This window comes from Bacillus sp. ABP14, from assembly GCF_001831375.1.
In the GTDB taxonomy this organism is placed as follows: Bacteria; Bacillota; Bacilli; order Bacillales; family Bacillaceae_G; genus Bacillus_A; species Bacillus_A paranthracis.
Genome location: NZ_CP017016.1, coordinates 609,588 through 622,575, shown reverse-complemented (window position 1 = coordinate 622,575; position 12,988 = coordinate 609,588). Strand labels below are relative to the sequence as shown.

The following is a 12,988-nucleotide window of genomic DNA, read 5'->3' as shown; positions in this document are numbered from 1 at the left end:
ATTCATCTTCCTTTATGAATTCCGACTTTTATAAAGTAAATAAATAAAATAAGGTGCACCAATTGCTGATGTAAATACCCCTGCTGGAATTTCAAGTGGGGTGAAAACTGTACGCCCAATTAAATCTGCAGCAAGTACTAAAATTGCACCGACAATAGCCGCAACCGGGAGTAATGCACCGTATAAAGAACCAACTAGTCTTCGTGAAATATGAGGTGCCATTAAACCGACAAATCCAATTCCACCAGCAAAGGCAACTGCTCCACCAATTAAAGCTGTACTAAGTAATAACATAAATATGCGTGACTTCGTTAAAGGAACACCAAGCCCTACCGCAATATCATCCCCTAGCTCTTGCGCATTTAAATGTCTAGCAGCTATAAATGATATTACCGTTAAAATGAGAACCCACGGCGCAAGTACCATGACGTTTTGCCAAGAAGAACCATAAACAGTGCCTGTAATCCATACATTCGCTTGACTCGCTTGGTAAATTGGCGCTAACAACATAAACAAAGTCGTTGCCGCTTTCGTTAATGCCCAAAAACCAACACCAATTAAAACAAGACTAATCGGTGATAATCCGTCATTTCTCCATGCAAATAAATATACAAAAAGTGCTACAATCGTTGCCCCAATAAAAGCTGCTAACGGCATATAATGAATGCTTACAGTTAGCGCATTATTTTTATCACTAAATATAGCTAAAAATAATACAACTGCAACACTTGCACCACCTGTAATCCCGATGATATCCGGAGAAGCAAGTGGATTTCGAACGAGCCCTTGTAAAATACATCCTGCTACAGCAAGTGCGATTCCTACAAGGATAGCAATTAAAATACGAGGCATACGAAACTTATTTACAACCATATTGGACATCGCATCGCCATTTCCAGTAATCGCTTGCCATACATCATAAGGAGCAATTTTCATGTCTCCCATACCTGCACTCGCAAAAAATAATCCTATTAAAACAACTAGTAAACTGAATAAGACGAGACAAGCTCGTTTATACATTAAAAACGAGAGCCCGCCTTTTCCTATACGAAACGGAATATACTTCTTCATTTGCTAAGCCCTCTCTTACGTGCAATATAAATAAAGAATGGGGCCCCAATAAATGCTGTCATAACCCCTACTGGTACTTCTTGTGGCATAATGACATATCTTGCTGCTATATCAGCTAAGATTAATAGTATTGCACCTAACAAACCACTATACGGTACTCTCCATCTGTGATCGACCCCAACAAGAAATCTGGCAAAATGCGGAGTAACAATACCAATAAACCCAATCGGACCAGCGACCGCAACTGAACCACCGGATAACAGGACAATAATAAGTAGTACGAATGATTTCATTAAAATCGTTCTTTGACCAAGTCCTTTTGCAACGTCTTCCCCCATCATCAATGTATTTACTTTCCCTGCCATCATAATAGATGCCATCCAGCCTATTAATAAATACGGGAATACTGATTGTAAAATTTCTAACTTTCTTCCTTGCACAGATCCGGCAAGCCAAAATAATACTTCTTCAAGCGCCTTTTCATTTAAAACAAGTAATCCTTGTGTTAATGATGAAAATAACGCACTAATTGCCACCCCTGCTAACGTTAACTTAAGAGGCGTTGTCCCCTCTTTTCCTAAAGAACTAGAAGCAAATACAAGTACAGCTGCAATTGCTGCCCCTAAGAAGGCAATCCACGTGAAGGCTGATAATGATGTCACGGAAAAAATAACAATTGCTACAACTATGAAGAAAGCAGCACCTGAATTTAATCCAATAAAATCTGGAGAAGCAAGTGGATTTTTCGTTAAAGTTTGCATAAGACAACCTGCAATGGCTAAACTAGCACCAACACTCGCTGCAATTAATGCTCTTGGTAGACGCACATTTTGAATAATAATATGTTCATTGGACCCATTAAAATGGAAAAAAGCATCTAACGCTAATTTCCAACTCGTATTTGTATATCCGAAAATAATACTTCCCCAAATACAAGTAATGACTGCAATGATCCCAACAAATAATCCAATCCATTTTGCTCGATTTGTTTTTAATAACATGCAGCGTTTCCCCTTCAATGTATAATGATACGTTGTAAGTGTATTTCAACTTAATTCTCATTGTCAACGGAAATGAGAATTATTTTCAACCGTATGTATTGACAATCTAAAGATAAAGGCTTAATATCATGCTTGCTATTGAAAAAAATTCTCACTATGTAGGGGGTACATAATGAATTTCATGCGAAAGAAATCGTTTACAGTATTTGTATTTTTATTAGCCTTTTCACTACTTTTAAGTGCTTGTGGAAAATCAAATACGAAAGAAGAATCAAAAGAAGATACGAAAAAAGAAATGATTCCTGTGGAACATGCAATGGGTAAAACAGAAGTTCCTGCTAATCCAAAACGTGTAGTCATTTTAACAAATGAAGGTACTGAAGCTTTACTTGAATTAGGTGTTAAACCAGTTGGGGCTGTAAAATCTTGGACTGGTGATCCATGGTATCCACATATTAAAGATAAAATGAAAGATGTAAAAGTTGTTGGTGATGAAGGACAAGTGAACATAGAAACAATCGCTTCTTTAAAACCAGACTTAATTATCGGTAACAAAATGCGTCACGAAAAAGTGTACGAGCAACTAAAAGCAATTGCACCTACTGTGTTCTCTGAAACATTACGCGGTGAATGGAAAGATAACTTCAAGTTTTATGCGAAAGCATTAAATAAAGAAAAAGAAGGCCAAAAGGTTTTAGCTGATTACGATAAACGTATGAAAGATTTAAAAGCCAAACTAGGTGATAAAGTAAATCAAGAAATCTCTATGGTTCGCTTCATGCCTGGTGATGTTCGTATTTATCATGGTGATACATTCTCTGGTGTTATTTTAAAAGAACTTGGATTTAAACGTCCTGGCGATCAAAATAAAGATGACTTCGCAGAGCGTAACGTATCTAAAGAACGTATTTCTGCAATGGATGGCGATGTATTGTTCTACTTCACATTCGATAAAGGAAATGAGAAAAAAGGCTCTGAATTAGAAAAAGAATATATCAATGATCCACTATTTAAAAATTTAAATGCAGTGAAAAATAATAAAGCATACAAAGTTGACGATGTGATTTGGAATACTGCTGGCGGTGTAATGGCTGCTAACCTACTATTAGATGATATCGAAAAACGCTTTGTTAAATAGTATTTCCCTAACCAGCTCCCCTTCTATGGAGCTGGTTATTTTTCAATTCACTTAAATGTCACATTATTTCATTTTGTATTTTTATTCCCAATATGTTATATTATAAAAGTAAATAGAATATATTTTCTCTATATCAGAATAAATATTTTAATCTAAATTTTCTGATTAATCACTATTTTATTTTCTTTTAGAATTCAATTATTACATTTGAAAACGCTTATCATCTTGTTTTCAGGGCAAAATACAGTAACGGTCGAAGTAAAATAGAACTTTTTTAGAAATTTTCTTTCTATTTCCATATAATTCTATTGACTTCTAAATATTTTGTAAATTAAAATGATTACATAAATATCCGTTATACAGGATTAGGGGGAAACAAAAATGGATGCAGCTTTAAAATTAGACAAAGCTGGAGAGCAACAATCACCAAAAAAACATCCACCAGGATTGTACTTGTTGTTCTTAACAGAAATGTGGGAAAGATTTAGTTATTATGGAATGCGTGGCCTTTTAGTTCTTTATTTAACGACTGCTGCGGTTAGTGGCGGGTTAGGATTTGATAAGGCGTTTGCAGTGCAATTATATGGTACTTTTACAGCGGCAGTATATTTCATGCCAATTATAGGTGGATGGCTAACGGATCATTATATTACAAGACGTCATGCCATTACTCTCGGCGGAATTATTATGGCAATCGGCAACTTTGTACTATTCTCAATGAATACAAAAACAGGACTATTTCTAGGATTAATACTATTAGTTATTGGTAATGGGTTCTTCAAACCAAATATTTCTACACTGTTAGGTGAATTGTATAGTGAAAATGATTCACGTCGTGACAGTGCATTTACTATCTTCTATATGGGTATTAATGTAGGTGCTTTCTTCGCTCCACTTATTTGTGGATTTTTAGCAGAAGATTTCTTTAAAACAAGCGTTGATGGCGTTATGGTTATGGGATATAAATACGGATTCTTAGCAGCTTGTATCGGTATGATTATTGGACAAATTGTTTTCAACTTATTAGCTCCTCGCTATCTTGGTACAGCAGGAACAACAGTTGTTGGTAAAAAAACAAAAAATCAACCTGCAGTCGAAAAGAAACCTTTAACAAAACAAGAAAAAAACCGCACTTGGGCAATTGTAATTTTAACTTGTTTCGTAGTATTCTTCTGGGCAGGCTTTGAACAAGCTGGTAGTTCTTTAACACTTTATACAGATAAATTTGTTGATCGTACAATTTTTGGATGGGAAATTCCAACATCTTGGTTCCAATCCGTTAATCCAGCGTTCATCGTACTACTTGCACCATTCGTATCTATGCTATGGTTAAAACTTTCTAAATCAAAGCGTGGCGATTTAAAAATACCAACAAAAATGGCATTTGGTATGATTTTACTAGGTATAGGTTACCTTGTTTTAACATTAGCGGTTCTAAAAACTGGAAGTAGCGAAGCTGATATAACTGTTAAAGCAAACTTATTATTCATCGTTATCACTTATATGTTCCATACCATTGGAGAACTATTCTTATCACCAATCGGTCTATCAATGGTAAGTGCAATTGCACCTGTTAAATTAGCATCATTACTAATGGGTGTATGGTTAGCTGGTTCAGGTATGGCTAACTGGTTAGCTGGTAAACTTGCTTCCTTTACACAATCATTAGGATACCTTGAAGTATTTGCAAGTATTGGCATTATCGTTATCGTCTTAGGACTTGTACTCCTTCTCTTCTCTAAAAAAGTTGCGAGTATGATGGAATAATACAAAAACAGACGCTTCTAAAATCAGAAGCGTCTTTTCTATTACTTCTCCTCTAAAGCCGTCACGTTCACGTGAACGCTTTCTCCAGGATTAGATACATCATACACTTGAGCAACCCCGCTCTGCTCGTCACAGCTCTCAATCCATACTGGTACGCCCTCATATGTAACGTCAATTCTACTTGAAGAAGATAAAATTTGTTTCACACGTTTTACATCCATACTACCATTCCTCCTTTTACTTGCTACACTCCTTTCTATCTTTTCTTTTCCCTTTAGAATATATTCCATATAGCAGCATGTTAATTAATAGCCTTTTCTTCCTTACATTCCAACATTTTCTCTCATGTTACCTTTCTGACAAATAAAAAAAGACGTATATCCTATACGTCTTTTTCCATAATATTCAAATTTTAAGAAAATAATGTTTTTACTACTTCACTTACTTTATCATTATGAATTTGATAATACACTTCTAGTCCTCGTCGTTCAAAGCGTACTACTTTATTTTGTTTTAATTTCGTTAAATGTTGCGAAACTGTTGATTGCGGAATTTCTAACACTTCCTGTAATTGTGTTACATTACATGTTCCACGTTGCATTAGTTCCATTACTAGGCGTAGACGCAACGGATGCGCTAACGCTCTTAACATTTGTACATCTTCTTCTGAAATACGACATTCGAATTGATTTTGGCTCATAAAGTTCCCCTCATTTTCGTTTTTATTTTCTTTTTATTTATTTATATATCTGTTCTTATATTTCCTGTTACGACATAACTTTATCAACCTATAAAGCTGAAAATTTTTTCCACCTTAACCAACAAAAAACTCAGGAAAAATTCCTTGCTGATTTTGAATATTATACTATATGATATAACGAAAAAGCAAAACAACGGACTGCAAATACTTTGCTTGCAAACGTTGTTTTATCAGGCTTTTTGTTATATTTTTACCTCATTGCAATGTGCAGTAATGATATTGTAAAATACCGTCTATAATTGATAACCTATCGTAACGTATTTGGGTTATATTTAACCTCTTTGTTACGCTAAAAGGAATTTTCAGTAAAAAAAGCTGCCGTAACATTAAATATTAACTTATTACTTTTTAATTCATATTCACTAGCTTGAACTATGATGGAATACTTCCTATTAAATACATTTCCTGTCCCACTCCTAACTTGATCAAATAGGGCGAGCGGTACATTCTGCAGCTCTATATTTAATACAAAGACGGTCTCTATTATAGAGCTGTAGGATCAATAATGTATAAACAACTCTAAGTAAAGAATATGCAAATCATTTATCTCACCCACTCAAATAGATTTGAGTGGGCTTTTTGTCTACTTTATGAACAAAGCATTTCTTTTAACACTATTATGGAATAATTATACTTTTTCACGTTGACAATAGTGTTGAAGGAGAATATACTAAGCATGTAAGTTGATTGTGAATAGTTTCACAAATAATGTGAATTTCTTCACATAAAATAGATAGGAGTTGTCATTATTATGAGTACTTGGACACAAATTTATGACCCATTAAACAATATTTGGTTATCTGCTCTAATCGCAGCACTTCCAATTTTTTGCTTCATCATTTGTTTAATGGGACTGAAAATGAAAAGTTATATCGCTGGGCTTTACAGTGTGATTGTCGCTATTATTCTTGCTATATTCGTTTATAAAATGCCAGCAACAGTAGCTGTAGCATCTGCCGGATTCGGTATTTTATCCGGATTTTACCCAATTTGTACTATCGTTATCGCAGCAATTTTCCTTTACAAATTAACTGTTAAAACAGAGCAATTCAACATCATTCGTGATAGTATTTCAAGTATTACAAATGATCAACGTTTACAAGTATTATTAATCGCTTATTCTTTCGGTGCTTTCTTAGAAGGCGCAGCTGGTCTAGGTGTTCCAGTTGCTATTACAGCTGCACTACTTGTAGGTATGGGCTTTAATCCATTAAAAGCAGCAGGTATTTGTTTAGTAGCTAATATTGCTGGTGGTGCTATGGGTGCTATGGGTATCCCAGTTACAGTACCAGCACAATTAACTGAACTTGATGCATTAACTATCGGTCGTCAAACTGTTCTTATTTTACCATTCATTAGTATTGTATTACCTTTCTTACTTGTTTCAATGGTCGATGGAATTAAAGGTATTAAAGAAACTTGGCAAGGTATTCTTGTAAGTGGTATTTCTTTCGCAATTACTCAGTTCGTTGTAACTTACTTCTTAGGTGCAGAACTTACTAATATTTTCGCAGCCGTTGTAAGTATGATCTCTCTTGCATTATTCTTACGTGTTTGGCAGCCAAAATCTTCTGCTAAAGAAGAAAAACAAGAAGAAAAAGAATCTCATACATTCAATCAAATTTTATATGCTTGGTCTCCATTCGTATTCTTAACTGCATTCGTAACAATCTTTAATTTAAAACCAATTAAAGCTTTATTTGCTCCGGATGGTGCACTAGCAAACTTAGTATTTAACATTCAATTCCCTGGTCTTCATAATGCTGTTATGAAAACTACACCAATTACAAAAGCTGATACACCTTTCGCAGCTGTTTTCAAATTTGATGTATTCTCATCTACAACTACTGCAATCGTATTAGCAATTATCGTTTCACTTATCGTGTACCGCGTTAAAGGTAAAATGGTTAAAGAATTAATGGTTGAAACAATGAAAGAGCTAAAAGCTCCAGTATATACAATCTGTAGCGTTATCGCGTTAGCTTACGTAGAAAACTACTCTGGTATGTCATCTACACTTGGACTTGCATTCTCTTCTACTGGTAATGCATTCCCAATTCTTTCTCCAATCTTAGGATGGATCGGCGTATTCATTACAGGATCAGTAGTATCAAGTGGTTCATTATTCGCACCGCTTCAAGCAGTAACTGCAGATCAATTAAACATCGTTCCTTCTACTCTTGTTGCCTTAAACGTAGTAGGTGGTACAATGGCAAAAATGGTTTCACCTCAATCTGTAGCAGTTGCTTGTGCAGCAGTTGGACTAGTTGGTAAAGAATCTGCCCTATTTAAAACAGCAATGAAATACAGTTTAATCTTCTTAGCTATCATTAGCTTACTTCAATTAAACGCTGTATTTAATATCTTTTAAAAATAAAACACCGATCCAAATGGATCGGTGTTTTTCACATTACATCTTCTTATCCTTTAATAAAGAAGCCCCAGCAATTTCAGGATGCGTCATTTCGAATGGATCTAAAATAATATCCAATTCTTCTTCTGTCAGTACACCATGCTCTAAACATAGCTCCCTAACAGATTTTCCTGTTTCAATTGCTTCACGTGCAATGCGAGATGCTGCTTCATAACCAATATGAGGGTTAACTGCCGTAATAATTCCAACACTTTTCTCAACATATTGCTTCAGCAGTTCTTCATTTGCTGTAATTCCTTTAATACAATATTCACGGAATACACGGAATCCGTTATTCATAATACTAATAGATTGAATTAAATTAAATACGAGCACAGGCTCCATTACGTTTAACTCTAATTGTCCTGCTTCTGACGCTAAGCAAATTGTATGATCATTACCAATTACTTGAAAAGCAACTTGATTAATTACTTCTGCCATAACAGGATTTACTTTCCCCGGCATAATAGATGAACCTGGTTGACGAGCTGGTAATTGAATTTCTGCTAATCCAACACGTGGACCAGATGCCATAATACGAAGGTCATTCGCAATTTTAGACATGTTCATCATACATACTTTTAATGCTGCAGATACTTCTGTGTATGCATCTGTATTTTGCGTTGCATCAACCAAATGTTCTGCACCAACAAGTGGGAATCCGCTAAATGTTCGCAAGTGTTTAACCACTTGTTCAATGTAGGTAGGGTTTGCATTTAATCCCGTACCAACAGCTGTCGCCCCCATATTCACTTCATATAAATGTTGGCGAGACTGTTTAATTCTTTTTATATCACGCGCAAGCACTCTGCTATACGCTTCAAATTCTTGTCCAAGACGAATCGGAACAGCATCTTGTAAATGCGTACGTCCCATTTTAATAACGTGATCGAACTCGTTTGCTTTTGCACGGAAAGTAGCATGAAGTTCTTCCATTGTAATAAGAAGTTCTTCTAACATCATAAGAGTTGCAATATGAATTCCCGTTGGGAACGCATCATTCGTTGACTGAGCCATGTTTACATGCGTATTTGGGCTAATTTTTGCATACTCGCCTTTTTCATATCCCATACGTTCTAACGCTCGATTAGCAATTACTTCATTCGTATTCATATTAATAGAAGTTCCAGCACCGCCCTGAATTGGATCTACGATAAATTGATCATGGAATTTTCCATCAACAATTTCTTGCGCTGCCTCTGCAATTTCGTGCCCAATGTCTTTCGCTAAGTAACCAGTATCGATATTTGCAAGTGCCGCCGCTTTTTTCACAATTGCCATTGCCGTAATGAGTGACGGATGGATGCGATATCCTGTAATCGGGAAGTTTTCTACCGCACGTAATGTTTGTACACCGTAATAAGCTCTACTTGGTACTTCCTTTTCACCTAAAAAATCTTTTTCTATACGTATATCCTTCGTTGCTATCATTTTCATCACCTATACTTTTCATTCTAAATCCCTATTTAAAAAATTCGCCCTCTAAAAATACGAGTATCATTCAGAAGAATTTTTCAGTGTCCACCTTCACTATATAGTACCTTTTTTGAAAGCGCAAACATTTAATTTTCTATATATACCTTTTATAGAAAATCATTCTTCTCCCTTCTTTATTTCCACTCGTTTAATTTGATGCATATCTTTTTCCAGAACTTTAAAAGAAAAGCCGTGTTTTTCAATAATATCTCCTTCAGCAACGATTTGCTTTTGTACCATAATCCACCCACCAATTGTATCTACATCATCAGCGATTAAGTGTATGCCAAATAAATCATTTACTTCACTAATAAGCACTTTCCCCTCTACGATTTTACACCCTTCACTTATATGCTCTATAGGCGGGTGTTCATCTTCATCGTATTCATCTCGAATTTCCCCAACAATTTCTTCTAAAATATCTTCTAATGTAACAATCCCAGCTGTCCCACCATATTCATCATACAACACAGCTAATGGAATGTGTTTTCTTTGCATTTGTAATAGTAAATCATGAATTGGAATATTTTCTAGCACTTCAATGACCGGCCTTGTATATGGCATAATCGAACACTCCTCGTCCCGATTACCATCCATATAACGAATAAATAAATCCTTTACATTAACCATTCCAATGATTTCATCTTTATCTTCACCAAATACAGGATACCTCGTATATTTTTCTTGTGCGATTATTTTAATATGTGTTTCAAATGGTTCGTCCTCATATAAACCTACAACTTCCGTACGAGGCACCATAATTTCCTTTGCCACTCTATTATCAAATTCAAAAATATTATTTACATATTTAAATTCCCTTTGATTAATCTCTCCGCTCTCATAACTCTCAGATAAGATTAATCGTAATTCTTCTTCCGAATGAGCAACTTCATGTTCAGAAGCTGGATGTAATCCGAATAACCCTGTTACAAGCCTTGCTGAACCATTTAAAGCCCAAATAAACGGATACATTACTCGGTAAAAATAAATAAGTGGTTTCGATAATAATAAGCTAACTTGCTCTGCTCTTTGTATCGCGAACGTCTTTGGAGCAAGTTCACCAATAACAACATGTAAAAACGTAATAACTGCAAAAGCAATAATAAACGAAACTGTACTTGCAATTGCAGAAGATAGGTGTAGTTTTAAAAACAACGGCTCTAGTAAATGTTTTATAGTCGGCTCGCCTAACCACCCAAGCCCTAAAGCGGTAATGGTAATACCTAACTGACATGCTGATAAATATTCATCTAAATTTGAAGTTACTTTTTTTGCTGCCAATGCTCCTCGTCGTTTCTCACTAACGAGTTGGTCAATACGACTGCTACGCACCTTAATAATTGCAAACTCAACAGCTACAAAAAAACCTGTTAATGCAATAAGAATGACTACCATCAGTAATTTTAAAATATCCACATATATCCTTTAGCTTTCTTAGCTAAAGTGACACCTCCTTTAAAAAAGAAGTTTCACTTTAGTTTCTTCATTTACTCAAAAGCAACCCTATATAAAATTCACCAATTTCAAACCTCATACAATTCTAAAGGTAAACCATCCGGATCTTGGAAAAAAACAAATTTTTTTCCGGTTATTTCATCAATACGTATCGACTCAGTTTCAACACCACATTCGTTTAAATGTTTTACAGCCTCTTCTATATTTGTAACAGCAAATGCTAAATGTCTAAGTCCAGACGCTTCTGGAAAACTCGGGCGCTCAGGCGGACTTGGGAATGAAAATAATTCAATTTGATACTCTCCCCCTACACATAAATCTAACTTATAAGAATCTCGTTCCTTTCTATATACCTCATTTACCTCTTCAAAACCTAATATCCTAGTATAAAAATATTTTGACACATCATAATTTGAACAAATAATTGCAACGTGGTGTACTCTACATATATTCATACTCTCTCTATTCCTTTCTTTACCAAAGATGCATATTCTCCCTTGAAATGAAAAACATATATAGCAGAATATCTCTATTAGGGGGCTTACTATGAAATTTATTACTTTTTTCGTAGGACTTATCGTTGTTTTCTTCCTTGCTTATATTGCTAGTAACAATAAGAAACATATTAAATTGAAACCTATTTTCATCATGCTTATTATACAGTTAATTTTAACCTATTTGTTATTAAATACAGAAATCGGTCTCATACTTATTCGGGTCATTTCCAGTCTGTTTACAAAGCTACTCGAGTATGCTGCTGATGGTATAAACTTCGTATTTGGCGGCCTTGCCAATAAAGGTGAAATGCCCTTTTTCCTTACTGTCTTATTACCAATTGTCTTCATTTCCGTCTTAATTGGTATACTGCAACATTTCAAAATACTACCATTTTTCATTCGTTGGATCGGTTACTTCCTTAGCAAAATAAATGGTCTTGGGAAATTAGAGTCTTACAATGCTATCGCTTCTGCCATTGTCGGCCAATCAGAAGTTTTTATTACGGTCAAAAAACAATTAGCTCAAATTCCAAAACACCGTCTTTATACACTTTGTGCATCTGCCATGTCAACTGTATCTATGTCTATCGTAGGTGCCTATATGACAATGATCGAACCTAAATATGTAGTAACCGCACTCGTTCTCAATTTATTTAGCGGCTTTATTATCGTACTTATCATTAACCCTTACGACGTGAGGGATGACGAAGATATTTTAGAAATAAAAGGCGAAAAGCAAAGCTTTTTTGAAATGCTTGGAGAGTACATTCTAGATGGCTTTCGAGTAGCTATCGTTGTCGGTGCTATGCTTATCGGATTCGTCGCATTAATTAGCTGCATTAATGATCTATTCCTCATTATATTCGGCATTACTTTCCAGCAATTAATCGGCTACGTCTTTGCACCAATTGCATTTCTTATCGGTGTACCAAGTTCCGAAATTGTCTCGGCTGGTAGCATTATGGCAACGAAGCTTGTAACGAATGAATTTGTAGCCATGATGGATCTTAGTAAAATTTCTAATAGCCTTTCTCCTCGTACAGTTGGTATTATTTCTGTCTTCCTCGTCTCTTTTGCCAACTTTTCTTCTATCGGCATTATTTCAGGTGCGGTAAAAGGATTAAACGAAGAACAAGGAAACGTCGTTGCCAGATTTGGCCTTAAATTACTATACGGAGCAACTCTCGTTAGCATTTTATCTGCAATTATCGTAAGCATTATGTTGTAATTAGGTAAAATTTTATCATTTTCTTCTCCCTATCTTTTGTATACAATAACGAATAGATGTCTTTATAAATAATCAAGACATCTATTTTTTATACATGTACAATCGCTTTTATTTAGCGTACAATATTTTTTATGTGTTTAAATGCGCTTCTAGATGTATATACTTTGATAGTTTTAAAGGAG

11 protein-coding genes are annotated in these 12,988 nt (G+C 35.1%); 4 read left to right on the top strand and 7 right to left on the bottom strand.

What is annotated here, in order from left to right; all coding sequences use genetic code 11:
• Positions 1-12: 12 nt before the first annotated feature.
• Both BGI23_RS03200 and BGI23_RS03195 read right to left on the bottom strand, forming a co-directional pair.
• Positions 13-1,071, bottom strand: coding sequence for a FecCD family ABC transporter permease (locus tag BGI23_RS03200; protein WP_000760066.1), 1,059 nt, complete (start codon positions 1,069-1,071; stop codon positions 13-15).
• The gene (locus BGI23_RS03195; protein WP_000925218.1) at positions 1,068-2,072 is read right to left on the bottom strand and encodes a FecCD family ABC transporter permease; all 1,005 of its coding nucleotides are present in this window, start codon (positions 2,070-2,072) and stop codon (positions 1,068-1,070) included. The genes BGI23_RS03200 and BGI23_RS03195 overlap by 4 nt, the downstream gene beginning before the upstream one ends.
• 172 nt (positions 2,073-2,244) lie before the next feature.
• On the opposite strand from BGI23_RS03195, the gene BGI23_RS03190 reads away from it, so the two are divergent.
• Positions 2,245-3,210 (top strand): ABC transporter substrate-binding protein, encoded by a 966-nt coding sequence (locus BGI23_RS03190; protein WP_070805199.1) that lies wholly within the window; start codon positions 2,245-2,247, stop codon positions 3,208-3,210.
• Between the two features lie 381 nt (positions 3,211-3,591).
• Entirely contained in the window at positions 3,592-4,977 is a 1,386-nt protein-coding gene (locus BGI23_RS03185; RefSeq protein WP_000338322.1) for a peptide MFS transporter, read from the top strand.
• Between the two features lie 41 nt (positions 4,978-5,018).
• Here the strand turns inward: BGI23_RS03185 and BGI23_RS03180 are convergent, their stop codons facing one another.
• Positions 5,019-5,198: an acid-soluble spore protein H gene (locus BGI23_RS03180; protein WP_000382683.1), complete on the bottom strand. Its 180-nt coding sequence runs from the start codon at positions 5,196-5,198 to the stop codon at positions 5,019-5,021.
• Positions 5,199-5,389: 191 nt separating this feature from the next.
• Entirely contained in the window at positions 5,390-5,677 is a 288-nt protein-coding gene (locus tag BGI23_RS03175) for an ArsR/SmtB family transcription factor (RefSeq protein WP_000081429.1), read from the bottom strand.
• 811 nt (positions 5,678-6,488) lie between these two features.
• Between BGI23_RS03175 and BGI23_RS03170 the strand changes: the two genes are divergently transcribed.
• Positions 6,489-8,108, top strand: a complete 1,620-nt coding sequence (locus tag BGI23_RS03170) for an L-lactate permease (protein WP_070805198.1) — start codon at positions 6,489-6,491, stop codon at positions 8,106-8,108.
• Positions 8,109-8,147: 39 nt separating this feature from the next.
• On the opposite strand, the gene aspA is transcribed toward BGI23_RS03170, so the two are convergent.
• The 3 genes from aspA to gloA2 form a co-directional block, all read right to left on the bottom strand.
• Positions 8,148-9,581, bottom strand: a complete 1,434-nt coding sequence (aspA, locus tag BGI23_RS03165) for an aspartate ammonia-lyase (RefSeq protein WP_070805197.1) — start codon at positions 9,579-9,581, stop codon at positions 8,148-8,150.
• 162 nt (positions 9,582-9,743) lie between these two features.
• On the bottom strand, positions 9,744-11,042 hold the full coding sequence (locus tag BGI23_RS03160) for a hemolysin family protein (RefSeq protein ID WP_000353305.1): 1,299 nt from the start codon (positions 11,040-11,042) through the stop codon (positions 9,744-9,746).
• A 107-nt stretch (positions 11,043-11,149) separates the two neighbouring features.
• Positions 11,150-11,536, bottom strand: a complete 387-nt coding sequence (gene gloA2 / locus BGI23_RS03155; RefSeq protein WP_070805196.1) for an SMU1112c/YaeR family gloxylase I-like metalloprotein — start codon at positions 11,534-11,536, stop codon at positions 11,150-11,152.
• A 91-nt stretch (positions 11,537-11,627) separates the two neighbouring features.
• Between gloA2 and BGI23_RS03150 the strand changes: the two genes are divergently transcribed.
• Positions 11,628-12,806: a NupC/NupG family nucleoside CNT transporter gene (locus BGI23_RS03150; protein WP_070805195.1), complete on the top strand. Its 1,179-nt coding sequence runs from the start codon at positions 11,628-11,630 to the stop codon at positions 12,804-12,806.
• Positions 12,807-12,988 lie beyond the last annotated feature (182 nt).

Coding starts and splice junctions, on each gene's coding strand:
- BGI23_RS03200 (WP_000760066.1), bottom strand. CDS start 1,071: ATGAAGAAGTATATTCCGTTTCGTATAGGAAAAGGCGGGCTCTCGTTT.
- BGI23_RS03195 (WP_000925218.1), bottom strand. CDS start 2,072: ATGTTATTAAAAACAAATCGAGCAAAATGGATTGGATTATTTGTTGGG.
- BGI23_RS03190 (WP_070805199.1), top strand. CDS start 2,245: ATGAATTTCATGCGAAAGAAATCGTTTACAGTATTTGTATTTTTATTA.
- BGI23_RS03185 (WP_000338322.1), top strand. CDS start 3,592: ATGGATGCAGCTTTAAAATTAGACAAAGCTGGAGAGCAACAATCACCA.
- BGI23_RS03180 (WP_000382683.1), bottom strand. CDS start 5,198: ATGGATGTAAAACGTGTGAAACAAATTTTATCTTCTTCAAGTAGAATT.
- BGI23_RS03175 (WP_000081429.1), bottom strand. CDS start 5,677: ATGAGCCAAAATCAATTCGAATGTCGTATTTCAGAAGAAGATGTACAA.
- BGI23_RS03170 (WP_070805198.1), top strand. CDS start 6,489: ATGAGTACTTGGACACAAATTTATGACCCATTAAACAATATTTGGTTA.
- aspA (WP_070805197.1), bottom strand. CDS start 9,581: ATGATAGCAACGAAGGATATACGTATAGAAAAAGATTTTTTAGGTGAA.
- gloA2 (WP_070805196.1), bottom strand. CDS start 11,536: ATGAATATATGTAGAGTACACCACGTTGCAATTATTTGTTCAAATTAT.
- BGI23_RS03150 (WP_070805195.1), top strand. CDS start 11,628: ATGAAATTTATTACTTTTTTCGTAGGACTTATCGTTGTTTTCTTCCTT.